Consider the following 23,270-nt stretch of genomic DNA (forward strand, 5'->3'; position numbering starts at 1 on the left):
CGACTTTTCGCGAGAGGAAGCAAGATCCGGCGCTCTGACCGTCGCGCGACGTGGTTGCCGAAAGATCGCCCTATTAAGGAGCCGTCGCTATCGTTACGATATCGTAACGCGCGCATGGCAGACGGCGGGCCGGGGCAAATGGGGATGACAGGATGAGCTTTTTCAGCAGCGCCTATAAACCAAAGTCGACTTCGGGTGACGAGCACAGCAACGAGATCGGCTGGGCGATCACCCAGTTCGAAGTCTTCGCGATGAACCCCAAGTTCAAATACGAACTCAGTGGCGGGAAGCATCACCCCTATCCGCAGATCACGCCGATTACCCCCCACGAATATACGCCGATCGACATGATGACCCAGCAGTTGATCGATTCGATGTGGAAACGGGCCGAGCCCGCAGCAGGGGCGGTACGTGGCGGCGTCCAGATCGGCCGAAGAGATAAACCAGCGGCGCCCGACGCCCTCCAGATCGGCCGACGAGAACAGCCAGCGGTGCGCGATACGACCGCTTATAGTCCCCATGTAAATGTGACGAACCCACATTCCAAAAGTGGATTCCCAGAGGACTGGGCTTATATGAAACAAATTCCGCGAACGAATGCCATCACCTTCCGCGGCGACTCGCGCGGACCGGCGCAGGTCTTGACCGCCAGCGGCGGCTTCTCGCCGCCGTCAAGCCGAACCGATCGCTATTACCTCGAAAACGTAATTTCGGGCTTTTTTATCGACTACATGCAACGGCGTTATAAACGAACTGTCACCAAGGCTGATTTTCTTGCTTCGATCGATCAAACGATTACGAGCGGCAACGCCAAGAAACTGCTTGTCGACTATCTTATGTGGCGCAAAATAACGCAAGGGGAGCAATTCCATCTTGGCAACATGCTCTCACAGGAATGCTTGAAGGGATATATCTCGACGAGCCGCAACCCGCATCTCGCGTCATACTTCGGCAGCCGCTTCAATAAAGTCCCTGCGTGGGTCTACGTGACGCTGGTTCACGGCGGCTACGTCGTGCCGGCCAGTGGTGAGAAGTGGGGAACGATGGAACAGGAGATCGCGCAATGGGGGCCGATCGTCGCCGCAGACATCGTCGGGTTTCGCAAGACGGACCCCTGGGGCACGCCGCTCTCACCGATTTATATGCGCCGCTCATTCCGCAAGAAGGAACCCAAGGCCTTCGAGGCGGCATTTAATATGCTGAGCGGCGAGAGGCCGACAATAGCCACGACCTAGCAACCATCGATGTCGACCTGTCTTGCCTCCCGTCGCGGGAGCATACGTCGACGCGGGCGCGGCAAAACGCCAGTTTGAAGGGCTGGAACCGGGGTCGTCCGGCTGGGGTTGATCGACGTCAGCCCGAGGAATTACCATGCCCGCCGTCCGCCTCAAGCCCGTGTCCGATCAGGTCATCGTCGTCACCGGCGCATCGAGCGGGATCGGCCTTGCCACGTGTGAAGCCGCCGCTCAGGCTGGCGCGAAAGTGGTGATGACCGCCCGCAACCGCGAAGCGCTCGCCGATGCGCAGGCGCGCTTGACCGCCAGCGGCGCGATGGTCGAAATTGTCGTCGCCGATATCGCCGACCCCGATGCGACCGATCGCATCGCCGCCGCGGCGATCGCCCGGTTCGGCCGGATCGACACGTGGGTCAACAACGCGGCGGCAGCGCCCGTCGGCAGGGTCGTCGATACCCCGATCGACGACCAGCGCCGGGTGTTCGACGTCGGCTACTGGGGGACGGTGCGCGGATCGGTGACCGCTTTGGCGCACCTCAAGGACCACGGCGGGGCGATCATCAATGTCGGCAGCATCGAGTCCGACCGCGCCGTCATCCTCCAGGCGACCTACAGCGCGATGAAGCACGCGGTGAAGGGCTTCACCGACGCCTTTCGCACCGAGGTCGAGGCCGATGGCCTGCCGGTGTCGGTCACGCTGATCCGCCCGGCGGCGATCCACACGCCCTTCCCCGAACATGCGCGTAATTTCACCGGCCACCCGATTACGCTGCCGCCGGTGATCTACGACCCGCGGCTGGTGGCGCGCGCGATCGTCTTCGCCGCCGCCAATCCGCGCCGCGGGCTGAGCATCGGCGGCACCGGCGTCCTCGGCACCGCGCTGGCACAGCACTTTCCGCGGCTGACCGACTTGATGCTCGAACGCTTCGGCGAGGCGCTGCAGACTTTCGACAAGGCTCCGCCCGCCGATCGCGCCGATAATCTCTGGGAGCCGCGCACCGACGCAGTCGACAGCCGGCAGGACGCTTATGTCCGGACGCATAGCGTGTGGCTTGAGGCGCAGCTGAGGCCGTGGCTTGCGGTTGGATTGACGGGAGCGGCAGCAGTCGCCGGGCTGGCGGTGGCACGGATCGCTGGCCGCAAGCGGAGCGTCGGTAACTAGAGCTTATTTGTCGGCGGGCTGGCTGCTCGCGGCGGTGCGCTTGGCCTCGATCTCGGCGACGCTGAGGATCGGGTAGACGTTAGTCAGATAGAGGTAGAAAAAACCGAGCGACAGGAACAGGATGATCACGCCGAGGAACGGCGAGTTGATCTTGGCTCCTCCCGGCAATTCGACCGAGCCTGCGCTCGCGGCGTCGTCGTGGACCTCGGTCCCGCGCAATCGCGCGAACAGGCGGAACTGGACGCCCGCGCAGATCAGCCCGAAGAAGGTGATGGCATATACCGCGATTGCGGCGGCATCGGTCCAGAACTGGTGGTGGCGGTACATCTCCGCCTGATAGTCGTCGAGCGCTGCGGCGAACCGCGCGCGGCCGATCAACGCCCTTAGCTGACCACGCGCGAGTTCGACCGACAGCTGCTTGACCTCGGGATCGCTGGCGGTCGGGTCGGCCTGATCGTCGGTGAGCAACGGCACGGTGTCGGTCGCCGCTGCTGGTATCGCGATGGTGGTGGTCGTGACGGACGGTGGCGCGTGACGCGCCGCAACGGGGGTCGCGACAACGGCGGCGAGCAGCGCCAGAGCAGCGGCACAACGCCTCAACGGTGGAAGGCCAGATTATTGTCGGCCATCAGTCTGAATACAAACAGCGTGGCGCGACCGTCGACACACGGCTGCTTCGAAAGGTAGCCGATGTTGGCGTTGAACGGACCCGGATCGGCGAACAGCGGGCGGATCTTGGCGATGACGGCGTTGAGCGCGGCACTGTGCGCTGACGGACCGCAGGCGATCGGGCCGAGCGGTGCGGACGCCATCGCCATCCCCGGGCGCGGCGTAAATGCCCAATTATTCCCTGCGATCACGTTGATGAGATACGCCGCGGCGCGGTTGCGCTGGCACGGCTGGCCAACCTCGGCCGCCAGCCCGGCGTTGAAGCCATGCGGGTCGGGAAACATCTGCCGGACGACCGGGACCAATCGGTTGATCTGGTCGGCGGCCGGTGCCGCACCGCAGGTCAGTGCCTGCGGGCGGTCGAGCGCGACGCTCGGCGCGACGGTCTGGGCCTGCTGCGACGTGCCGACGGTCTCGGCAGACGCCGACGTCGGCCACACGACGATCAATCCGATGAACAGCGCGAACCGCATCCCCGACCCCTCCCGCTGGCCGGTTATACCATCGTCAGGAGAAGGCGCCAACTAGGACGGTGCAGATGGGCCGCCATGTAGTTGCAATAACTGCTGCGCCTCTGGCTTACTCGCTGAAGCGTCGGGTCGAATCACAAAAATTAAGACGCCCTTAATCACGAGCAAGCCAGGGCGATCCTCGGTTCATTGCTTACTGCCGAAACTCGATCATCGGGTCACGCTCGCCGCCCGTGACTGGCGTCTCGCCGAACATTACCCAACACATCACCAACAGCACAGATAACGCGGCCACCAATAGCCACCCCACGCGACCTGACAATGCTGCATCCCTCCGCGCGCATAGAAGATAGACCAAAAATCAATACGCTACACACGGGATACTAAAAGTCTCGTTTACCGAATCTGCTAGCGTGTTATCTGTCATTGTGGTGGAGCGGCAAGGCATTCGTCCGGGAATGCCGCCATGCGACAATATGGCGTCGGCTTGAATGCGATTGTCTTTACTCAGTGTGGATTTTCCAGCATCATCGTACATGTCTTTCGCACGATATTGGCAGTGATATTGGCGAACTGTACGGAAACGGGCACAGGCTGGTACAGAGTACTTAGACGGGTTCGGACGCCTTGCCCGCGAATTGCGACTCGACGCACGATTTTAGCGTATTGATCTCGCGCTGAGCTGCCGAGGTGATCACCAGTCGCACCGAAACCCGCGGCTCACGCCGTGCCCGCAAGTGACCGTCGATGTGCGGACTGTGTGCGCGTGTTTGTGCGGCACTATTGCTATTAATTACAGTGGCTTCACCGGTTTACACCTTAGCAGATGCGCGAACCGCCAATTTTTGCGGGAAAAGCGGGGGCGTCGGGCCTAAGCTACGCCGCGTATTGCCAGCAGCCTCGAAAGGCCTTTCGATCTCTCATTCCGCTCCAGACGCCATCCACATCATCGGCGGCGGCCTCGCCGGGTCCGAAGCCGCGTGGCAGATCGCCCGCGCCGGAGTGCCGGTCGTCCTCCACGAGATGCGCGGACCGCACAAGACCGACGCGCATCATACTGATTCGCTTGCCGAACTGGTCTGCTCGAACAGCTTCCGCTCCGACGATCCCGAGCATAATGCGGTCGGGCTAATCCACGCGGAAATGCGAACGATGGGGTCGCTGATCTTGCGCTGCGCCGATGCCGCGCGCGTCCCCGCCGGGTCGGCGCTCGCGGTCGACCGCGACGCCTTCGCCGCTGCCGTCACCGCCGCGATCGAAGCCGAACCGCTGATCGAACTCCGCCGCGAGCTCGTCGCCGCGCCGCCGCCCGAGTGGGGGCAGGTCATCATCGCCACCGGCCCGCTGACCGCCGGACCGCTCGCCGCGTGGATCGCCGAACGCACCGGCGAGGACGCCCTCGCCTTCTTCGACGCGATCGCCCCGATCGTCCATTTCGACTCGATCGACATGGAAACGGCGTGGTTCCAGTCGCGCTGGGACAAGGGCGACAGCAAGGATTACATCAACTGCCCAATGGACAAGGCGCAGTACGAGGCGTTCGTCGAAGCGATGCTGACGGGCGAGAAAACCGAATACAAACAATGGGAAGGTACGCCGTACTTCGACGGCTGCATGCCGATCGAGGTGATGGCCGAGCGCGGGGTCAACACGCCGCGCTTCGGGCCGATGAAGCCAGTCGGGCTGACCAATCCCGCAACCGGGCGACGGGCATGGGCGGTCGTCCAGCTGCGGCAGGACAATGCGCTGGGAACGCTGTGGAACATCGTCGGCTTCCAGACCAAGCTCAAGCACGCTGAACAGGTCCGCGTTTTCCGCACGATTCCGGGGCTGGAGAAGGCCGAGTTCGCGCGGCTCGGCGGGCTTCACCGCAATACCTTCATCAAGTCACCGGTCCTCCTCGACGATCAGCTCCGCCTCCGCGCCGAGCCGCGGCTACGCTTCGCCGGGCAGATCACCGGCTGCGAGGGCTATGTCGAGAGCGCCGCGGTCGGGCTGATCGCCGGGCGCATGGCAGCGGCCGAAGCGCGCGGGGAACACCTCGAAGCGCCGCCGCCGACGACTGCGATCGGCGCGCTGCTGAGCCACATCACCGGGGGTGCCGAGGCGGCCAGCTTCCAGCCGATGAACGTCAACTTCGGCCTGTTTCCGCCGATGGAGCCGCCGGTCCACAAAAGCCTGCGCAAGCCGGCGATGGCGGCGCGGGCGCGGGCCGACCTTGCGGCGTGGCTCGGCGAACCGGCGGAACAGGTGGAGCAGGCGGCGGCGTAGCGGCTACTGCGCCTCCGCCGGCTCCTCGGGGGCAGCGGTGACTGCGCCCCCCGGGGGGCAGACCGCCTTGGTCCGCGGCCTGCGCTTGACCGCCGTCGTCGCAAACTCCTCCGGCGTCAGCCGGCCGTCATGCTTGGTGTCGGCGGCGTCGAATTTTGCGATCGCCTTGACCGAATATTCCTCGAAGCTGAGCTTGTCGTCGTGATTGATGTCGAGCTTGGCGAACGCCTTCTTGCGGCTGACGAAATACTCGTCGCGGGTGATCGCCCCGTCCTTGTCCTTGTCGTAGCGCGAAAAGCGTTTCGCCTCGCGATCGGCGGGGGTGACGTCGGACACCGGGGCGACCAGCGCGGCGGCCGCGGCGGCGGGCGTGATCTCGGCGGCTTCGGCAGCCGTCGGCGCGGAGAAATGCACCGCCGCCGCGTGCGGCGCGCTCTGCCGCCACAGCATCACCGCGCACACCATCAACGCCGCGACAACTGTCGCTGCTAGCCACTTCGGTACAATCATCGTCGCCCCCGACTACCCCGGCGCCCTCCTCGCACATGCAGGAGCGCGTGTCAGCGTCCCGTCGCGACCCAGCGGAGCAGGCGCACCTGCCGCCCGATGCCGCCAGGAACGCCGGCCGGGCGGTCGCCCAGCGCCCGCGCGACATCGGCGGCGGCGAACCCGGCCAACGCGGCGAGCGGGCGCAGCGCGGGGGCGAGCCGCGCGGGGAAAGCCTCCGCGGCGATCCGGCGGGCATCGTCGGGGTCGACCGGGGGCGCCTTGACGCCCTCGCGGACGAGCTGCCCGAGCGCCCAGACGCGGCCGAGCGCGCGCGCCGACGGCTGCGCTACTCCGAGCGCGGTGGCGCACGCCGCGAACAATGTCCCGCCGCGCCGGTCGAGATGGTCGTCGAGCACCCTGCCCGCGAGCCGCTCCTCGATCAGTAGCGACAGGAAAGCGTCCTCAAGCGGCTCGAGCGCCTGCCCCTTAACCCCTAGCGGCAGCGCGTAGTCGCCCAGCGAGGCAAGCACCGGTTGCGCAGGCGGCGGCGCAATATCGAGCTTGGTCAACGCCTCGCGCCACCATGCCAGCCGGATCTCACCGAGCATCGCCTCGGTCGTCGTCGCCACGACCTGCGCGAGTTCGAGATCGAGTGCATGCAGCGCGAACAGCGCCGGGCGGATGGCCGAAGGCGAATAAAGCGTCGCGAGCCAGCGGTCGCGGTCGCGCGCCCGGACAAGGTCGGCGCAATGGTCGAGGGCCTGCTCCATAGCCTACGCTATAGCTTCGCCGCGGTGCGCGCGGCCATCCCCTTCTCGGTCTGCGAAAGCAATGCTCGCAATCCCCCGCAGGGTTGTTACGGAAGCGTCTCGGAACTGTTGAGGGCGGTGGCATGGCGGGCGTGATGCATTGACGATTAAGCCGGCCGGAGTCACATCGCCGGTCGCAGAACCGCCCGCTATCCGCTCCATCGCGCCGCCGCTCTACATGTTTACGGCTGCCGTCGGCGGGATAACCGCCGGGTTCGTGAGCATAACGCTCGGTTATGTGCTCGTCAGCCGGGCCTTCTCGGTCGCGGCGATTGCCGAACTCGTCGCGCTGAACATACTGCCGCTGACGTGGCGTGTGCTGATCGGTCCGATGTTCGACCTTAGCCTCACTCCGCGACACTGGTTCCTGCTTTCGGCAATCGGGGCTGCGGTCGGTCTCGCGCCATTTGCCTTCGTTGGACTCGATCCCGCCAACCTCGAGTTCATCGATTTTATGGTTCTTGCGCTGGGCGTGTTCTACGCGCTCGGCTCGGGCGCGCAGACTGCTGCGATCGCCATCACGAGCGAGACCGCCGTTCGCGGGCGCATCGCGGGCTGGATCACGGCGGGTAATCTCGGCGGCGTTGGAATTGGCGGCGGCCTCGGGCTCTGGCTCGCGACCCATGCCGGGATGACGACGGCGGCGTTGACGCTGGCGGCGCTGTGCCTCGTCTGCGCCTCGCCGATGCTCCTGATTCGGACCCCACGTACTGGTGCAGCGCAGCCGTTTAGGGCGGTCGTTGCGGCGCTGGGGCGCGATGCGGTCGCGCTCGTGTCGACCCGATTGGGCTGGCTGACGATTATCGCAATTTCACTGCCGATGGGTCAGGGGGCCTTTATCGGGTTGCTGCCGTCGGTCGCCAAGGACTGGGGCGCGTCGGCCGACCTCACCGCGTCGACCACGGGGCTGCTCGCGGGGATGATCTGCGTGCCTGGGTCATTGATCGGCGGGTATCTGTGCGACCGCTACCCGCCGCAGCACGTCCTCGCGTGGAGCGGGATCGCCTGCGCGCTCGGCGAGGTGGCAATGGCATTTGGCCCGCGCACGCCAGCAGCCTTCGTCGTCTTCGCACTCGCCAATAACCTGCTGCTCGGCGTCGCCTATGCGGCGGTCGCCGCAGTCATCTACGTCGGACTCAAGGGCTCGAGCGGCGGCACGATGGGGTCGCTGCTCGGAAGCCTGTGCAACGTCCCCGTGGTCGCGACGACGCTTTTGCTCGGCGCCGTGTCAGTGCCGTACGGCGCGAATGGGATGATGCTGACCGAGGCGGTTCTGGGCGTCGGATCGGCGCTGCTCTACGGCACAATGGCGTGGCTGTGGCGTCCACGCCGCCTGATCGGTGCCGCACTGGCGGCGTGACGCCGTCGAGCCATCACGGCTCGAGCAATGCCACGCCCGCTTCCTACCGCGTCAGCCGCTTGTACGTCAGCTTGGTCGGTCGGTCCGCGGCATCGCCCATGCGGGCGTGCTTGTCGGCCTCGTACGCTTCGAAGTTGCCCTCGAACCATTCGACGTGGCTGTCGCCCTCGAACGCGAGGATGTGCGTCGCCAGCCGGTCGAGGAAGAAACGGTCATGGCTGATGACCACCGCGCACCCGGCGAAGCTTTCCAGCGCCTCCTCGAGCGCGCGGAGAGTCTCGACGTCGAGGTCGTTGGTCGGCTCGTCGAGCAGGAGGACGTTGCCGCCCTGGACGAGCATCTTCGCCATGTGGACGCGGTTGCGCTCACCGCCCGAAAGCTGGCCGACCTTCTTCTGCTGGTCGGCGCCTTTGAAGTTGAACGCGCCGACATACGCGCGGGTGAGCACCTCGTTTTTGCCGAAGTAGAACTTTTCCGCGCCGCCCGAGACTTCTTCCCAGACGTTGTGGCCGGGGTCGAGCGCGTCGCGCGACTGGTCGACATAACCGAGCTTGACGGTCTCGCCGATGCGGATGCTGCCCTCGTCGGGCTGCTCTTGCCCGGTGATCATGCGGAACAGCGTCGTCTTGCCCGCGCCGTTCGGCCCGATCACGCCGACGATGCCGCCCGGCGGCAGGCTGAAGCTGAGGTTGTCGATCAGCACCCGGTCGCCGAAGCTCTTGGTCAGATTCTTCGCCTCGATCACCGTGTTGCCGAGGCGCTCGGGGATCTGGATGAGGATCTGCGCCGAGCCGAGGCGGCGGTTGGCCTGCTTCTCGACGAGGTCGTCGAACGCCTGGATACGCGCCTTCGACTTGGTCTGGCGCGCCTTGGGGCTCGACCGGATCCACTGGAGTTCGTCGCGGATCGCCTTTTCGCGGCTCTCGTCCTCGCGGCTTTCCTGTGCCATCCGCTTGACCTTGGCTTCGAGCCACGCCGAGTAATTGCCCTCGAACGGGATGCCCTTGCCTCGGTCGAGTTCGAGCACCCACTTAACGACGTTGTCGAGGAAGTAGCGGTCGTGGGTAACGAGGATGACGCAGCCAGCGTAATCCTGCAGGTGCTTTTCGAGCCACTGGACGCTCTCGGCATCAAGGTGGTTGGTCGGCTCGTCGAGGAGCAGGATGTCGGGCTTCTCGAGCAGCAGCTTGCACAAGGCCACCCGGCGCTTCTCGCCGCCCGAAAGCTTGTCGACCATCGACTCGCCCGGCGGGCAGCGCAGCGCGTCCATCGCGATCTCGAGCTGGTTATCGAGCGTCCAGCCGTCGACGGTGTCGATCTTTTCCTGGAGGACGCCCATTTCCTCCATCAGCGCGTCGAAGTCGGTCGTATCGGTCGGCTCGCCCATCTCGGCGGCGACAGCATTGAATCGCGCGACCATGTCGGCGACCTCGCGGACACCGTCCATGACGTTCTCGCGGACGGTCTTGGTCGGGTCGAGGTGCGGTTCCTGCGCAAGATAACCGACGCGAACGCCCTCGGCGGGCCATGCCTCGCCCTGGAAGTCCTTGTCCTGCTGCGCGATGATCTTCATCAGCGTCGACTTGCCCGCGCCGTTCGGCCCGATCACCGCGATCTTCGCGCCAGGGAGGAAGCTCAGGTAGAGGTCCTTGAACACCGGCTTGCCGCCGGGATAGGCCTTCGTCAGGCCCTTCATGACGAACGCGTATTGGTAACCGGCCATGGCGGATCGGAGCTTTCGAAATCGGGAAGGAAGACGCGAACGCCTTTAGCCTATGGCCGGGTGCCCCCGCAACGGGCGGCACGTGAGACGATTTGGCTACTATCTATAGTATCAAAAGGCGGGGTGACGGAACTACCAGTAGGTTTGCGGGTTGTCGTCGATCAAGCGTCGGAACGCGTTGCTTATGTGATTGCGTACAGGATCGAGATGGACAAGATGGTGTACCGGGAGATCGACGACAAGGATCGAATCAACGTCGATGATTTCGCGGCGTTGTTTGCACAGCTCGACGATGGCAAGGCGGCACCGATCGATGCCGGTTTGACGGACCTGTTCCGGAAAATCGAAGAGCTCCGCCGGCCCAAAGATTGTCAGCGACACTAGCTGAGCGACCTGAGCCCCGATCCGTCGAAGCGCAGTGCCTCGGGAATGGTGACGTCCGGCTGCTCCCGCGAAGACCGCTCAAGGTAGAGGACGAACGCGAGGATGGCGGCTACCGCGCCGAACAATTCGTCTTTGATCGGCACACCCACCGTCGCAGTGAAATAGATCGCGCGCGTAAGTTGCGGATAGCGCAGGATCGGCACCTTGTTCGACGCGGCGAGTTCGCGGATCGCCTCGGCGATAACGTCCCGCCCCTTCGCGACCACGATTGGCGCGGCATCTCGACCCGGCACATAACGCAACGCGACCGCGAAGTGCGTTGGGTTGACCACGACCACGGTCGCCGTCGCCATTGCCGGAGCCAGCGAGCGTTTCGCCGCCTGACGGGCCATCCGGCGTTGTGCCGCCTTCGTCTCGGGCGACCCCTCGCTTTCGCGGCTCTCCTCGCGAATTTCCTGCTTCGACATCCGGAGTTTGGCGAAATGACGGGTGAGCTGCAGCGGCAGGTCGATCGCGGCGATCAACCCGAGTGCGACCGCCAGCGCGACCAGCAGCGCTGAGGTCGATGCCGCGATGCGCGCTGCACCGTCGGCAGGGTCAAGCGTCCCGAGGCCGACCAATCCCGGCAGCCGCGCGACGAGCACTGTGCCGCCCGCGCCGAAAATCAGTGCCGCCTTGAGCACAGCCTTGCCGAGTTCGCCGACCGCATGAAGACCGAAGACGCGCTGCAGCCCGGCGATTGGGTTGAGGCGATCGAGCTTCACCGCAAACGCGCCGGCGGAAAAATGCGGCGCGGTTACCATCGGTCCGGCCGCAGCCCCCGCGACGATCAGCACCGCGAAGACGGCAAGAGGTTGGACGATGCCCTGCACGAGTAGCAACGGCGACGCGAGCAGATCAGTCCGTCCCGGGTCAGCGAACGACAGGCCATCGCGCATCATTCGCCGGCACGCGGCCACAAGGTCACCCGCCGCGACGATTGCCCAGATAACCCCCGCGCCGATGACAAGCGCCGTGCCCAGTTCGCGCGATTGCAGCGTCTCGCCTTTTTCGGACGCCTCGCGACGGCGCTTCTCGGTCGGCGCCTCGGTTTTCTGGTCCTTATCGGGGGCGTCAGCCAAGCAAGATGTCTTCGAGCCGGTCCTGCATCGTCGCCATGCCCGCTGCCATCGTATCGACGATCGCGGGCATCGCCACCGCGAGCAGGACGACGCCAGACAGCATCAGGACAGGGAAACCGATCGCGAACAGGTTGAGCTGCGGCGCGCTACGCGCGGCGACCGCGAGGAGCAGGTTGATCAGGAACAGGACCGCCGCGACTGGCAGCGCGAGCATCAGCCCCGACGTGAACGCCAGCGCGCCGACCCCGGCAACGCGGCCTGCGAGCGCCAGCGGGTCACACCCCGGCGGCAGCGCGCGGTAGCTCGTCACGAGCACCTCGAACAGCCGCAGGTGACCGTCGAGCGCGAAGAACACGAGCCACGCGACGAGGCCGAGCAATGTCGCGATCACCGGGCTGGTCATGCCGCCCGGATCAAGAATGGTGGCGAACCCGAGCCCCATCGACTGCGCAATCACCTCGCCCGCGATCGACGCTCCGGCGAATGCCGCCTGGAGCATCACCCCCGCCATCGCGCCGATCAGGATTTCACTGGCGACCGCGATCAGCCCGGTCGCGCTGAACAGATCGGCGGGAACCGCGATAGGGGTGAGCCCAAGAACGAACACCCCGATCGCGCCGCCGAGCCCGATCCTGACCCGCAGCGGCATCAGCATCGCGCCAATCCCCGGCAGCAACGACAGCGCCGACGCGGTACGCAGGCTCGCAAACAGCAACCGCCCAGCCTCGACCTCGGGCGTCGCCAGCCACGCCGCGATCACCGCAGCAGCGCCGGGATGCGGTCGTAGAGTTCGACGGTGAAATCCGACAACTCGCGCATCATCATCGAGCCGAGGATCGCGAGTGTCGCCAGCGTGACGATGAGCTTGGGAACGAAGCTCAGGGTCGACTCGCTGATCCCGGTCGCGGCCTGGAGCAGGCCGACGACGAACCCGGCGATCAGCGCGGGAAGAACGACCGGAGCGACAAGTTGGGCGAGGACCCACATCGTGCCGCGCAGCGCGTCCATGACGATGCCACTGTCCATCTCATTTCACTCCGACGAACGAGGACGCGAGCGAGCCGAGCACGAGCGCCCAGCCGTCGACCATGACGAACAGCAGCAACTTGAACGGCAGCGAGATCAATGTCGGCGACACCATCATCATGCCGAGAGCCATCAGGATGCTGGCGACGACGAGGTCGATGACGAGGAACGGCAGATAGATCAGGAAGCCGATCTGGAATGCGGTCTTGAGCTCGCTGGTGGCGAACGCCGGCAGTAATATGGTCATCGGTACGTCGACCGGACGCGCAAACGGTCCGAAATGGGCGAGGTTGGCGAACAGGCGCAGGTCCTTCTCGCGCGTTTGCGCTATCATGAAATCGTGGAGCGCCGTTCCTCCCCGCTCGATCGCGCTCTCGGCGGGAAGCGTGCCCGCGGCGAACGGCGCATAGGCCTCGGCGTCGATCCGGGCGAAGGTCGGCTGCATCACGAACAGTGTCAGGAACAGCGCGAGGCCGACGAGCACTTGGTTCGGCGGCGCCTGCCCCAGCCCGATCGCCTGCCGCAGGATCGCCAGCACGATGATGATCCGGGTGAAGCCGGTCATCTCCAGCAACACCGACGGCAACACCGTCAGCAGCGTCATCAGCAGCAATATCTGAAGCGGCAGCGCGAGCCCGCTTTTGCCGCCCGCCAGCGCCGCGATGCCGTCGGCGGCGGTCATCGGGCCGAGTGGTCGAGCAGGGTAACCCCGCTCCGTGAGGCCGCGATCAGCAGCCGCCGCCCGTCGAATTCGATCACGACCAGGCGCGACCCCGGGCCGAGACCGAGCGTCGCGATCGGCCGCAGCAGCGGCGACGGGGCGATCCCCGGCGGCTGGATCCAGCCGCGCTTGGCCGCATACCAAAGCCCGGCTAGCACAGCAATCACCAGCGGCAGCGCAACCGCGAGCCGCGTCAGATAATCCGTGGCAGTCATGCCGAGACGATGTCGAGGATGCGGACCCCGAAGCGGTCGCCGATCGTCACGACCTCGCCCTTTGCCAGCAGCCGGTCGTTGATCAGGATGTCGATGCGCTCGTCGCTGCGGCGGTCGAGCGCGAAGGTCGCTCCGGGTCCAAGCCGCGACAGGTCGGCCAGCGTCAGCCGCGCTGCGCCGACCTCAACACGCAGCCGTACCTCGACCGCACCCAAGGCCCCGAGTGCAAGCGCGGGGATCGATTCAATCCGGTCGAATGCTCCGGGGGTCAGGGCGTTCATGGCAGGTCCTCGGTTTTGGCGGGGGTGATGCCGGCGCTGCCGACGGCGACGATCGTCACGCGATACCCGCCGTCGTCGTCGGGCGTGATCGTCCCGCGGGCGAGCGCGCGATCGCCGAGACGCAGCGAGACATCGCGTCGCGTCTCGATCGGCAGGACATCGCCGACGGCAAACCCGAGCACCTCGGCGAGCGGAACGACCCGGTCATGCAGCACCGCACGAACCGCGAACGGGGTCGCATCGAGTGCGGCGTGGAGGCGCGGGAACCAGTCGCCGATGTCGGGAATGACGGGGACGATCGGCGCCGGGGTCACCGCGCAGCCGAGGGTGAACGCGAGGCCCCCGGCGGTAAGGTCGACCGCAAACGCCGCCGCTTCGGGATCGCTCGCGTCGGATTGCCAACCGCTTCCGCCGGGCCACGCCTCGTCGGCGGCAGCAAGGATCGCCGCAGTCAGCTCCGCGACGATCGCGCTGCCTCCGGCACCCGCCATCGTCGATCGCGAGAACGGGCCGCCGCATCGCGCGCTGATCAGTGCGCCGACAAGATCCATCGGAACCGTGACTGCCACCCGCCAGCCATCGCCCCGAACAAAGCCCGTCGCCGGTACTGGCGCTGGCGCTGTCTGGTCGAAGGACGTCACCAGCGGCTTGCCGACAACCGGAGCGAGGTGGCCACCGAGAAGATCGACGAATGCAGTGAAATTGATCGCCGCGGGGACGGCGACAAGGGCCTGAAGAGCTGGCGGAAAGCGCCACGCGCTAACGTCTGCAGACCGCCTGTTGTGCGCACCCGGGCTCACTGGACGACCAGCGTGGTGAAGAAGACCTCGTCGACCCCGCCGACATGCGCGTTGCGGCTGAGCACGTCGTTGATCGCCGTGCGAATCGTCGAGCGCAGCTTGGTCTTCGCCGCGCGGTCGGCGACATCGGCCTCACCGACCTCGCCGAGCACCGCGAGCACCGCCGAGACGATCGCCAGTTTGTGCTGGGCCAGCGCCGCCGTAACTTGCGGACCGCCGGTATTCGACACCGCGATCCGCAACTGGAGGTAGCGTCCGGTATCGGCGAGGTTCGACGTGAAGGCGTTATCGATCTCGATATATTCGATCGGGGTTGCCGCCTGGAGCACCGGCGGAGCCGCCGCAGCCCGCCCGAGCAGAAGACCCGGTCGCAGCGCCGCAACGCCGACCAACGCGCTGCCGCTGCCGACCGCTGCGCCGAGGAACGCGAATGCGACCATCACGATGCTCCCGAGTCCCTTCCTCGATTTAGCCTGCTTGGGAATCGTATCGGCCATGGCAAATCCTCAGGCGAAGCGGTCGCGAACGACCGGCTTGATTGCCGGCGAACGGATTCGCGTCGATGGTGTTTGCCCGGGCAACTCTGGCGTGGGCGGTCGATGATCGCGCGCGTCCCCGCGATGCCCCGCCGCCCCTGCCCCTGCCGCGTCCGAGCCGCCCGACGCTACGCCCGTCGCGCCGCCGCGCACCTTGATCGTCACTGCGTCGAGCCGGTTTCCGGTGGCGACGACCGCGCGCTCGAGGCCGTCGCTCGCCCCCGCGATCAGCGCGGCGGTGCCACTGCGATCGACCGCGAAATGAACGTGGAGCGCGTCGCCCGCCGGATGGTCGCGCCGCGTTACCTCGGCCCCGACCCCGCCGAGCGCGGGTGTGTCGATGGAAAAGCCTTCCGGTCTGGCTGGAACAGGGGCCGATGCGAGCGGCGTGGGCCAATGCGTATCTCCGGCATGGCTCATCGTCGGCTGTGATGCAGCGCTGAGCGTGTAGACTGGCGGATCGGTTCGCTCGCGCAGAACGACGGGCGATTGGGAAGGAGGCTGACTACGCCGCAAGGCTGAGCATACCGGTGCCGAGGTCACGGCGACGGTGAAAGCAGTTTGGGCGGGGACGGTGACCGAGGCGGCAGCGGTTGGGATCGTCGCGATTAATGCCGAAGCTAATTCCTTTTGAGCTGCCAGTGGGGCATCCCTGGCGCCGGGCACAAACAGCGGCAATGCTGGGGCGATTGCGGCAGCGTCGAGCAAGGCCCCCCGCACTTCAATCGCGCGCAGCTCAATCACGGTTCGCGGCAGAACCGGCTGAGGCATCGGCATGGCGGCCACGACCGACGCGGCGGGCGGGGCGATGAGGGCGAGCGGTCCAATCTCGCGCGTAAAGTCGCCGAGAGATGCAAGCGGCGCGACCGCAACGACAGTCGTCAGCACGACAGCATTCTCGGTGAGCAGGTGCGCTGGCGTTGGTAATGAACGCTCGTCTACCGTGCCGGGCGGAAGATCGATGACGGGCATGACGACCTCGCGTTCGTTTGCCCCGGCGACCGTCTTTGGTGCGGTCGAAACGGCTGCGGCCGACTGCGCGGCATCCGAGCTCACCTGATCGGACACGGCTGGCGATTGCGGAGCGGGTGGCGGCAGCGCTAGCGACTGGTTGAGCGCGGCCACCGCCATGATCGGAGGATCAGATGGCTTCTGCCTTCGAAGAGCCGTCGGTGCGGTTGCCAAGGTGGCATGCCGCCGAATGGAAGGAGGTGCCACCTCAACGACAGCAAGAGCGACAGCGGGAGCGGTCGCACGCGGCGGCGCTGGGTTTGCCGACTGTGCCGCCATTGCCTCGGGCGATACCTCCGCTCCTTTCGCTGCCGGCAACTTATCCACTGTCTGCGGTCCGGCCGCACCCAGTGGCTCGACGGCGCGCGCAAGGGGAAACAGGTCTATCAGTGCCATCAAGTGACTAACGTCGATTTGCGTGACGGCCTTAGCGGTCGGTGGCGCGGCGGTCGGCACCGGCTCTCGCGGCAATCCCGGCTGGGGCATCGTGAAGCTGCCGGGGACACTCGTGACCGCGACGACCGCGATCGACGGCAGATCGGCGCGGTCGAGGCTCACGGCGATCATGATCCGACCAGTTTCGGATCGTCGGACGCGCGTTCGACGGCTCGAGCGACCGCATCGACCCCGGCACGCCGATGGTGAAAATCGCCCTGCAACACGGCACGGTGCGCTTCGGCGTCGACAAGACGGATCGCTTGGGTAACCTCGGCGGCATGCAGTGCGGCGCGCGTCGCGGCGGCGGCCTTGATCGCGTAGCCCGCCGCAAAGTGGTACTGCCCGCGAAACTCGGCACGGAGTTCGCCGAGCCGAGCCGCTGTCGCTGCCGTTGCCGCCACTGCCGTCGCTGCCCGCGCGAGGCTGCTCGCCGCGACGCGCAACCGGACCCGCCGGATCGCCAGCAACCGCGCGAGCCGTTCGTGTCGCGACGTCACAGCACGTCCCCGAGCAGCGCGATCGACGTCGCGAAGTCGACGCGCTCGTCGGCCGCCTGGCAGCGGAATGCGTCCATCACGCCGCGCGCTGCCATCGCTGCATCGAGGTCGCGATCGGCTCCGGGCGAATATGCCCCCATCAGCACAAGGTCTCGATTGTCCTCGACGAGGCGATGCGCCCGGCGGAAGCGGGTCGCCGCGGCGCGGTGCGCGGGGCTGGCGATGTCGGTCATCACCCGGCTGATCGACGCCGCGAGATCGATCGCGGGGTAGATCCCGCTTTGCGCCTCGGCTCGCGAAAGGACAATGTGCCCGTCGAGCACCCCGCGCGCGGCATCGACGACGGGGTCGTTCATGTCGTCGCCGTCGGCGAGCACGGTATAGATTGCGGTGATCGATCCGCCGCTGACGGCGTCGTTGCCTGCCCGCTCGACCAGCCGGGGCAGCAGCGCGATTGCCGACGATGGATAGCCACGTGCGCCGGCGGCCTCCCCGAGCGCGAGACCGATCTCGCGCTGGGCGTGGGCGACGCGGGTCAGGCTGTCGACGATGAGGACGACATCCTCCCCCTGCCCGCGAAACCATTCGGCGATGGCATGCGCGCGCATCACGCCGCGCACCCGGAGCAGGGGCGCATCGTCGGCGGGGACAGCGACGACGACGGTCCGCGCGCGCGCCGCGTCGCCGACTTGGCGTTCGAGGAAGTCGGCGATCTCGCGCCCGCGCTCGCCGATCAGCGCGACGACGACGATATCGGCGGCGGTGAAGCGCGCAATCTGGCCGAGGAGGACCGACTTGCCGACCCCGCTTCCCGCCATGATGCCAACCCGCTGGCCCCGCCCGAGCGTCAGCAGCGCGTTGATCGCGCGGACGCCGACGTCGAGGACGGCGGTGATCCCGGTTTTGGCGAGCGGGTTGCCGACTGGCGGTTCGAGCGGCACCTTCGCCATTCGCGGCAGTGGCGGCCCGCCGTCGAGCAGGCGTCCGCCGCCGTCGATCACCCGCCCGAGCAAGGCAGCGCCGACGCTCGCGCGCGCCTCGCCCCGCAGCGGCATTACCGCGCCTCCCGGAAGCAGCGGCCCGAGCGCGGCCAAGCCCATCAGCACGCTGCGCCGGTCGCGGAAGCCGATGACCTCGGCCGCGACCCCGGCGGGACCGACCGCGCAGACCGTACCGACCGCAAGATCGATCCCCGCCGCCTCGAGTGTCAGCCCGTCATAGGCGACGATCCGTCCGCCGATGACCGGACCGGGTGCCCGGACGACCGGCGCGCTGGCCGCCAGCTCCGCGAGGACGGTCGAGATGCTCATGCCAGCCCCTCGACGATCACCGCGAGCCGAGCATCGAGGCCGTCGCGGACGATGAAGCCGGGTCCGTCGATCACCACCGTGCCGCGCGTCAGCGTCGGATCGGGGACAACCGGCAGGTCGAGCGCTAGGACTCCGATATCGTTGGGGTGGAGCCGCACGATGATCCCGTCGCGGGTCTCGACGCTCGCCAGCGCGGTATCGACGAGCCGCGAGATCACCTCGGGGTTGACGATCAATTCGGCCGCCACGGCAGCCCCCGCCAGCGCTCTGACAAGGTTGAGAAAAACGCTGCGGACGGTGTCGGGATCGATGACCGACGCGGCGATCAGCTCAGTTGTCGCGGTCGCGAGCAGGGCACGTTCAGGCTGGAACGCAGCCTCTGCCTGCGCGAGTCCAGCCGCAAACCCCGACTGGTAAGCCTCATCGGCAATCGCCTCGACATCGATCGCAGGTTCGGGCTCGAAGTCGGACTCGGGCGGCGGCGGCAGCATCGCCGCGTAGAGCGACGCGAGACCGGCATACGAGGCGGAGGCGCTAGACATAACCAGCGGTGCTCCCCGGCATCATCAGCGTCCCCGCATCGGCAAGCCGACGGACAACCGCGGCGATCCCCGCCTGCGCGACGCGGACCTCGGCGAGTTTGGTCGGACCGAGGTCGGCGAGTTCGTCCTGCATCCCCGCCGCCGCGCGCGCCGACATCGCCGAAAAGACGTGCGCGCGCAGCGGCTCGCCGGCACCCTTAAGGGCGAGCACAAGCTGCTCGGTCTCGACTTCGCGGACGAGCGCTTGCATCCCGCGCGAGTCGATCTTGAGCAGGTCGTCGAACACGAACAGGCTCTCGGCGATCGACTCGGTCATCGCCGGGTCGAGATCGCGCAGTGCCGCGAGCAGCCGCGCCTGATCGGGGGCCATCGCGATCAGCTTGGCGGCCAGATCGGGACCCGCGACGACCGCCGCCGGAGGGCTCACCGGGGTCGCCGCAAGCCGGACCTCGAACGCCCGGTCGAGCCCGGCGACGACGACGCCCGCGACCGGCCCCATCGTCGCCAGCCGGTAGAGGATGTCGGGCTGGAGCGCTTCGGGCAGCTCGGCGAGCACGTCCGACGCGCGTTGCGGTTCGAGGTGGGCGAGGACGACCGCCGCCGCCTGCGGATGTTCGGCGGCGAGCATCGCGGCGATCGCGGCGGGTTGGATCCATTCGAGCGCGGCGAAGGGGCGAGGGGTGACCGGGGGGCCGAGTTCGCCGAGGAGGCCGCCGGCGCGCTGGGGGCCGAGCGCGCGTTCGAGGACCGAGCGGACCTGGACGCCGCCGCCGCCGAGCGCGACCGTCGTCTTGCTCGCGGCGAGGAACTCGTCGAGCACGGTGTCGATCGCGCGCGGCTCGATCTCGGCGACCGAGATCATCGCATGACCGACCGCGCGAACTTCCTCAGACGCCATTTGCCGCAGCAATTCAGCAGCTTGCACCTCGTCGAGGAGGAGCAGCAGCACCGCGCATTTCTGCGCACCCGTGAGGTTATCGTGGATCATTCGGCGTCCGCCGCCATCATCTGCCGCACCACAGCCGAGGCACGGTCGACATCCTGGCCGACGAGCAATCGGGTCTCGGCGAGCTTAATCGCGTAGTCGAGCGGGTCGAGTTCGATGATTTCGGGCGCATCTTCAAAGCGTTGCGGCTCGTCTTCGGAGCCCGGAACCGGCACGCGCACCGCGGGCCGCACAACCCCGAACACCAAGAGCGCAACGCCGCCGAGCGCAGTCACCGCCTCCACGCCGGTGGCGACGAGGGGGATCTCCCACCACTTCACCACCGGCTCGCCGGGCGTCGCGACGAAGGCGCGGCCGGCAACGGTGACGATGTCGCCGCGGCGGGCATCGTAGCCGACCGCGCTGCGGACCAGCCCGGTGAGCAGCGCGACCTGCGCCGCCTGCTCCTTCGCCGCTCCAAGCGAGGAGTCGCGGACGACCACCGCTACCGACACGCGCCGGACCGCGCCGACGGGTGCGCGCGTGACCGAGACCGCCTTGCCGATCTCATAGCCGCGAATGTAGCTTTCGCTGTGCGTTCCCGGCACGACCGCCGGGAGCGCCGGGAGCGGCGGCGTCGCCGACACCTGCGCCGCGGGCGGCACGGTGTTCGACAAGGCGCCCGGGATACCACGCGCGGGTTGCTGCCCAGCCTCGGTCGCGCTGCTGTTCTGGTCGGAGCGCAGGACGCCGTCCTTGTCGTAGCTCTCGCGCGTCGCCTCGTTGACCGAGAAGTCGAGGTCGGTAGCGACCTGGGTCGAGAAATTCCCTGCCCCGAGGATCGGCGTCAGCAGCGCGACGACGCGGCGGCGCAACCCGTCCTCGACGCTGCTCTGATATGCGAGCTGCCGCGCGCTGTCGCCGAGCGGGCCGCTCGCATCCCCCGACAACAGCGTCCCCGACTGGTCGACGACGCTGACCCGGTCGGGCGACAATCCCGCGACCGACGACGCGATGAGATGGACGATCGCGCGGACCTGCGCGTCGTTGAGGCTGCGGCCGGGAGCAAGGCGGACGAACACCGATGCGGTCGGCGCGGCGGCGTCGCGGATGAAGACCGACTGCTCGCCCGCGGCGAGGTGGACGGTGGCGTGGTCGACCCCGTCGATCGCCATGATGCTCGCGGCGAGGTCGCTCTCCGCCGCCGACTTGAGCCGCGCCGTCTCGACCGCGCGGCTGCTGCCGAGCGGCATCGTCCCGAGGACATCGAGCCCGCTCACCGCCGCTTTCGGCAGCCCCTGCCCCGCGAGCATGATCCGCGCCGCGGCGACGTCGCCTGCGGGGACTTCGACCGAGCCGGTATCGGGGTCGACATGCGCCTTGAAATTGCCTGTCTGGAGCGCGGCGAGCACCGCCGCCTTGTCGGCCTCCCCCAATTGCGCGAACACCGGGCGATAGTCGGGCGCGCGCAGCGCCAGCCACAGCCCGGCGGCAACGACGAGCGCAAGCAGGACCGCAAGCGCCGGGAGCGACCGCCGGATCGCCGGTTGCGCGAACAGCCGCTGCCCGCGCAGCCGTAACCCGGCGAACGACGTTATCGCGCGCGGATCGAGCACCGCGAGGTCGCTCATACCGGCATGCTCATTACGTCATGGTATGCCGACAGCAATTTGTTGCGGACCTGGAGCGTCGCCTCGAAGGCGATCGACGCCTTTTGCCGCGCGAGCATGACCGAGGCGATATCGACGGTATCGCCGCGCTCGAACGCCGCCGAGACATCGCCCGCCTTGGACTGGGTCGCGTTGACTGCGCGCAACACCTCGGTGATCGCGCTGTCGAACCCGGACTTCGCGGGCGCGGCAGCCTTGCCCGACAGCGCGGCGTTGCGGTCGAGGATCTGGGCGCGAAGGGCAAGGACGCTGCTGGTGTCGATACCTTTCAACGGCGCGATCATTGCATCGTCATCCGCGCCATCGCCGCCACGCGGCCCGACGACATCGCGGGCAAGCGGCCCGCCGACATCGCCGCAAGCTTGTACCGCAGCGTCCGCTCGCTGATCCCGAGCCGCGTCGCGGTCTCACCACGGCGCCCGGCGCAGTCGGCGAGTGTCGCGCTGATGACGTCGAATTCACGCTCGCGGATCGCGCCGCCGAGCGAGGCTGCGACCGGCTGGACAGCGGGCGTGTCGAAGACGATATCGCGCGCCTCGATCCGCTCGCTGTCGGCGATCACGGCGGCGCGCGCGAGGACGTTGCCGAGCTCGCGGACATTCCCCGGCCAGTCGTGCCCCTCGAGCCGGGCCAGCGCCGCCGCCGTCGGCCACGCTGTCGTCCCCTGCCGCAGCCACAGCGCCGCCGCGATCGGCACGATATCGGCGCGGCGGCTGGCGAGCGGCATCGTCGCCAGCGGGAACACCGCGATCCGGTAGTACAGGTCGGCGCGGAAACGACCGGCGGCGACTTCGCCCGCAAGGTCGCGGTTCGCGGCGGCGATGATGCGGACGTCGACCTTGACCGGGGCGGTCGCGCCGATCGGCAGCACCTCGCTCTCCTGCAACGCACGCAGCAGCTTCGCCTGGAGACCGAGCGGAAGTTCGGCGATCTCGTCGAGCAGCAGCGTGCCGCCGTCGGCGGCGCGGAACAGGCCCTTGGCGCTCGTTCCCGCCCCGGTGAAGGCCCCGCGTTCGTGACCGAACAGCAGTGCCTCGAGCATCGCTTCGGGGAGCGCGGCGCAGTTGACCGCGACGAAGGCGGCGTTGCAGCGCGGCGAGGCGGCATGAATCGAGCGGGCGAGGACTTCTTTACCGGTCCCCGTCGCGCCTTCGATCAGGACGGTAATGCCGCGCGCCGCGACCCGCGCCGCGAGCGCTTCGAGCGCAATCGATGCCGGATCGGCGAGCGCCGCCTGAGCGCCTTGGGCAAGTGCGACGATCGTCGCGGCAGCGAATTTCAGGTCGGCGTCGGCGAACTCGATGAAGCGGCTGCCGTGCGACAGTCGCGGGCACTTCGACCGTGCGACCATGACCGCCCCGGTGCCGTCGCAGGGCTCGCCATAAGCGACAACATTGAACGCGCGGTGGCGCAACGATCGACCGCCGGCGTCGTATATTGCTTGGGCCAGCAGCGGGTACATCGCTGCGGCGGCGTCGGAGACGGTGATTGCGGCAGTCGACAACTTCAAGCCCCCCGGTGATGCCGGGAACCAAGCAAAGCTCGTGCCAAGTCAGATCAGGACGTGGGCGGCAGTGTATTCGTGCTGAATGTCAAAGTATTGAC

26 protein-coding genes are annotated in these 23,270 nt (G+C 67.3%); 5 read left to right on the top strand and 21 right to left on the bottom strand.

Annotated features, from left to right (window positions below):
- Positions 1–152: 152 nt before the first annotated feature.
- Both KZX46_RS16780 and KZX46_RS16785 read left to right on the top strand, forming a co-directional pair.
- On the top strand, positions 153–1,235 hold the full coding sequence (locus tag KZX46_RS16780; protein WP_219774928.1) for a hypothetical protein: 1,083 nt from the start codon (positions 153–155) through the stop codon (positions 1,233–1,235).
- Between the two features lie 136 nt (positions 1,236–1,371).
- Positions 1,372–2,397 (top strand): SDR family oxidoreductase, encoded by a 1,026-nt coding sequence (locus KZX46_RS16785; RefSeq protein WP_219774929.1) that lies wholly within the window; start codon positions 1,372–1,374, stop codon positions 2,395–2,397.
- Between the two features lie 3 nt (positions 2,398–2,400).
- Here the strand turns inward: KZX46_RS16785 and KZX46_RS16790 are convergent, their stop codons facing one another.
- Together KZX46_RS16790 and KZX46_RS16795 are read right to left on the bottom strand one after the other, a co-directional pair.
- Positions 2,401–2,997 (bottom strand): hypothetical protein, encoded by a 597-nt coding sequence (locus tag KZX46_RS16790; protein WP_219774930.1) that lies wholly within the window; start codon positions 2,995–2,997, stop codon positions 2,401–2,403.
- Entirely contained in the window at positions 2,994–3,539 is a 546-nt protein-coding gene (locus tag KZX46_RS16795; protein ID WP_219774931.1) for a hypothetical protein, read from the bottom strand. The genes KZX46_RS16790 and KZX46_RS16795 overlap by 4 nt, the downstream gene beginning before the upstream one ends.
- A gap of 885 nt (positions 3,540–4,424) precedes the next feature.
- Here KZX46_RS16795 and trmFO point away from each other — a divergent pair.
- Complete coding sequence (gene trmFO, locus KZX46_RS16800) at positions 4,425–5,807, top strand: methylenetetrahydrofolate--tRNA-(uracil(54)-C(5))-methyltransferase (FADH(2)-oxidizing) TrmFO (RefSeq protein ID WP_226896009.1); 1,383 nt, start codon at positions 4,425–4,427, stop codon at positions 5,805–5,807.
- Between the two features lie 3 nt (positions 5,808–5,810).
- Here the strand turns inward: trmFO and KZX46_RS16805 are convergent, their stop codons facing one another.
- Both KZX46_RS16805 and KZX46_RS16810 read right to left on the bottom strand, forming a co-directional pair.
- A complete protein-coding gene (locus KZX46_RS16805) occupies positions 5,811–6,317 on the bottom strand; it encodes an EF-hand domain-containing protein (protein ID WP_226896010.1) in 507 nt (168 codons plus the stop codon).
- Positions 6,318–6,367: 50 nt separating this feature from the next.
- Positions 6,368–7,066: a squalene/phytoene synthase family protein gene (locus tag KZX46_RS16810; RefSeq protein ID WP_219774933.1), complete on the bottom strand. Its 699-nt coding sequence runs from the start codon at positions 7,064–7,066 to the stop codon at positions 6,368–6,370.
- Between the two features lie 139 nt (positions 7,067–7,205).
- Between KZX46_RS16810 and KZX46_RS16815 the strand changes: the two genes are divergently transcribed.
- Positions 7,206–8,465, top strand: coding sequence for an MFS transporter (locus KZX46_RS16815; protein WP_219774934.1), 1,260 nt, complete (start codon positions 7,206–7,208; stop codon positions 8,463–8,465).
- A 43-nt stretch (positions 8,466–8,508) separates the two neighbouring features.
- Here KZX46_RS16815 and ettA read toward each other — a convergent pair whose 3' ends face one another.
- Complete coding sequence (gene ettA, locus KZX46_RS16820) at positions 8,509–10,188, bottom strand: energy-dependent translational throttle protein EttA (protein WP_216707941.1); 1,680 nt, start codon at positions 10,186–10,188, stop codon at positions 8,509–8,511.
- Positions 10,189–10,395: 207 nt separating this feature from the next.
- On the opposite strand from ettA, the gene KZX46_RS16825 reads away from it, so the two are divergent.
- On the top strand, positions 10,396–10,572 hold the full coding sequence (locus KZX46_RS16825; protein ID WP_219774935.1) for a hypothetical protein: 177 nt from the start codon (positions 10,396–10,398) through the stop codon (positions 10,570–10,572).
- Here KZX46_RS16825 and KZX46_RS16830 read toward each other — a convergent pair.
- From KZX46_RS16830 to KZX46_RS16905, 16 genes are read right to left on the bottom strand one after another with little or no spacing between them, the layout of a single operon-like run.
- The gene (locus KZX46_RS16830) at positions 10,569–11,693 is read right to left on the bottom strand and encodes a flagellar biosynthesis protein FlhB (protein WP_219774936.1); all 1,125 of its coding nucleotides are present in this window, start codon (positions 11,691–11,693) and stop codon (positions 10,569–10,571) included. The two genes, KZX46_RS16825 and KZX46_RS16830, sit on opposite strands and share 4 nt — an antisense overlap.
- The gene (locus tag KZX46_RS16835; RefSeq protein WP_219774937.1) at positions 11,686–12,453 is read right to left on the bottom strand and encodes a flagellar biosynthetic protein FliR; all 768 of its coding nucleotides are present in this window, start codon (positions 12,451–12,453) and stop codon (positions 11,686–11,688) included. Before KZX46_RS16835 ends, KZX46_RS16830 begins: the two co-directional genes overlap by 8 nt.
- Positions 12,450–12,719: a flagellar biosynthesis protein FliQ gene (gene fliQ / locus KZX46_RS16840; RefSeq protein WP_219774938.1), complete on the bottom strand. Its 270-nt coding sequence runs from the start codon at positions 12,717–12,719 to the stop codon at positions 12,450–12,452. The genes KZX46_RS16835 and fliQ overlap by 4 nt, the downstream gene beginning before the upstream one ends.
- Position 12,720: 1 nt before the next feature.
- The gene (gene fliP / locus KZX46_RS16845) at positions 12,721–13,470 is read right to left on the bottom strand and encodes a flagellar type III secretion system pore protein FliP (RefSeq protein WP_226896299.1); all 750 of its coding nucleotides are present in this window, start codon (positions 13,468–13,470) and stop codon (positions 12,721–12,723) included.
- The gene (locus KZX46_RS16850; protein WP_219774940.1) at positions 13,398–13,655 is read right to left on the bottom strand and encodes a flagellar biosynthetic protein FliO; all 258 of its coding nucleotides are present in this window, start codon (positions 13,653–13,655) and stop codon (positions 13,398–13,400) included. The genes fliP and KZX46_RS16850 overlap by 73 nt, the downstream gene beginning before the upstream one ends.
- Positions 13,652–13,936, bottom strand: coding sequence for a FliM/FliN family flagellar motor switch protein (locus tag KZX46_RS16855; protein ID WP_219774941.1), 285 nt, complete (start codon positions 13,934–13,936; stop codon positions 13,652–13,654). Before KZX46_RS16855 ends, KZX46_RS16850 begins: the two co-directional genes overlap by 4 nt.
- Positions 13,933–14,736 (bottom strand): FliM/FliN family flagellar motor switch protein, encoded by an 804-nt coding sequence (locus tag KZX46_RS16860; RefSeq protein ID WP_219774942.1) that lies wholly within the window; start codon positions 14,734–14,736, stop codon positions 13,933–13,935. The genes KZX46_RS16855 and KZX46_RS16860 overlap by 4 nt, the downstream gene beginning before the upstream one ends.
- A complete protein-coding gene (fliL, locus tag KZX46_RS16865) occupies positions 14,733–15,233 on the bottom strand; it encodes a flagellar basal body-associated protein FliL (protein WP_219774943.1) in 501 nt (166 codons plus the stop codon). Before fliL ends, KZX46_RS16860 begins: the two co-directional genes overlap by 4 nt.
- Before the next feature lie 9 nt (positions 15,234–15,242).
- Positions 15,243–16,850, bottom strand: coding sequence for a hypothetical protein (locus tag KZX46_RS16870; protein ID WP_219774944.1), 1,608 nt, complete (start codon positions 16,848–16,850; stop codon positions 15,243–15,245).
- Positions 16,847–17,218: a hypothetical protein gene (locus KZX46_RS16875; RefSeq protein WP_219774945.1), complete on the bottom strand. Its 372-nt coding sequence runs from the start codon at positions 17,216–17,218 to the stop codon at positions 16,847–16,849. The genes KZX46_RS16870 and KZX46_RS16875 overlap by 4 nt, the downstream gene beginning before the upstream one ends.
- A complete protein-coding gene (locus KZX46_RS16880; RefSeq protein WP_219774946.1) occupies positions 17,215–18,528 on the bottom strand; it encodes a FliI/YscN family ATPase in 1,314 nt (437 codons plus the stop codon). The genes KZX46_RS16875 and KZX46_RS16880 overlap by 4 nt, the downstream gene beginning before the upstream one ends.
- Positions 18,525–19,070, bottom strand: a complete 546-nt coding sequence (locus KZX46_RS16885) for a FliH/SctL family protein (protein ID WP_219774947.1) — start codon at positions 19,068–19,070, stop codon at positions 18,525–18,527. The genes KZX46_RS16880 and KZX46_RS16885 overlap by 4 nt, the downstream gene beginning before the upstream one ends.
- Positions 19,063–20,058 carry a flagellar motor switch protein FliG gene (gene fliG / locus KZX46_RS16890; RefSeq protein WP_219774948.1) on the bottom strand — a complete coding sequence of 332 codons (996 nt, stop codon included), beginning with the start codon at positions 20,056–20,058 and terminating at the stop codon, positions 19,063–19,065. Before fliG ends, KZX46_RS16885 begins: the two co-directional genes overlap by 8 nt.
- Complete coding sequence (gene fliF / locus KZX46_RS16895; protein ID WP_219774949.1) at positions 20,055–21,626, bottom strand: flagellar basal-body MS-ring/collar protein FliF; 1,572 nt, start codon at positions 21,624–21,626, stop codon at positions 20,055–20,057. Before fliF ends, fliG begins: the two co-directional genes overlap by 4 nt.
- Positions 21,623–21,949 (bottom strand): flagellar hook-basal body complex protein FliE, encoded by a 327-nt coding sequence (gene fliE, locus KZX46_RS16900; protein WP_226896011.1) that lies wholly within the window; start codon positions 21,947–21,949, stop codon positions 21,623–21,625. The genes fliF and fliE overlap by 4 nt, the downstream gene beginning before the upstream one ends.
- Complete coding sequence (locus KZX46_RS16905; protein WP_226896012.1) at positions 21,946–23,169, bottom strand: sigma-54-dependent Fis family transcriptional regulator; 1,224 nt, start codon at positions 23,167–23,169, stop codon at positions 21,946–21,948. Before KZX46_RS16905 ends, fliE begins: the two co-directional genes overlap by 4 nt.
- Positions 23,170–23,270: the final 101 nt, after the last annotated feature.

The sequence above is a fragment of the Polymorphobacter sp. PAMC 29334 genome (assembly GCF_019431245.1).
Taxonomy (GTDB): Bacteria; Pseudomonadota; Alphaproteobacteria; order Sphingomonadales; family Sphingomonadaceae; genus Polymorphobacter_B; species Polymorphobacter_B megasporae.

Coding starts and splice junctions, on each gene's coding strand:
- KZX46_RS16780 (WP_219774928.1), top strand. CDS start 153: ATGAGCTTTTTCAGCAGCGCCTATAAACCAAAGTCGACTTCGGGTGAC.
- KZX46_RS16785 (WP_219774929.1), top strand. CDS start 1,372: ATGCCCGCCGTCCGCCTCAAGCCCGTGTCCGATCAGGTCATCGTCGTC.
- KZX46_RS16795 (WP_219774931.1), bottom strand. CDS start 3,539: ATGCGGTTCGCGCTGTTCATCGGATTGATCGTCGTGTGGCCGACGTCG.
- KZX46_RS16805 (WP_226896010.1), bottom strand. CDS start 6,317: ATGATTGTACCGAAGTGGCTAGCAGCGACAGTTGTCGCGGCGTTGATG.
- KZX46_RS16810 (WP_219774933.1), bottom strand. CDS start 7,066: ATGGAGCAGGCCCTCGACCATTGCGCCGACCTTGTCCGGGCGCGCGAC.
- ettA (WP_216707941.1), bottom strand. CDS start 10,188: ATGGCCGGTTACCAATACGCGTTCGTCATGAAGGGCCTGACGAAGGCC.
- KZX46_RS16825 (WP_219774935.1), top strand. CDS start 10,396: ATGGACAAGATGGTGTACCGGGAGATCGACGACAAGGATCGAATCAAC.
- fliQ (WP_219774938.1), bottom strand. CDS start 12,719: ATGGACAGTGGCATCGTCATGGACGCGCTGCGCGGCACGATGTGGGTC.
- KZX46_RS16850 (WP_219774940.1), bottom strand. CDS start 13,655: ATGACTGCCACGGATTATCTGACGCGGCTCGCGGTTGCGCTGCCGCTG.
- KZX46_RS16855 (WP_219774941.1), bottom strand. CDS start 13,936: ATGAACGCCCTGACCCCCGGAGCATTCGACCGGATTGAATCGATCCCC.
- fliL (WP_219774943.1), bottom strand. CDS start 15,233: ATGGCCGATACGATTCCCAAGCAGGCTAAATCGAGGAAGGGACTCGGG.
- KZX46_RS16870 (WP_219774944.1), bottom strand. CDS start 16,850: ATGATCGCCGTGAGCCTCGACCGCGCCGATCTGCCGTCGATCGCGGTC.
- KZX46_RS16880 (WP_219774946.1), bottom strand. CDS start 18,528: ATGAGCATCTCGACCGTCCTCGCGGAGCTGGCGGCCAGCGCGCCGGTC.
- KZX46_RS16885 (WP_219774947.1), bottom strand. CDS start 19,070: ATGTCTAGCGCCTCCGCCTCGTATGCCGGTCTCGCGTCGCTCTACGCG.
- fliG (WP_219774948.1), bottom strand. CDS start 20,058: ATGATCCACGATAACCTCACGGGTGCGCAGAAATGCGCGGTGCTGCTG.
- fliF (WP_219774949.1), bottom strand. CDS start 21,626: ATGAGCGACCTCGCGGTGCTCGATCCGCGCGCGATAACGTCGTTCGCC.
- fliE (WP_226896011.1), bottom strand. CDS start 21,949: ATGATCGCGCCGTTGAAAGGTATCGACACCAGCAGCGTCCTTGCCCTT.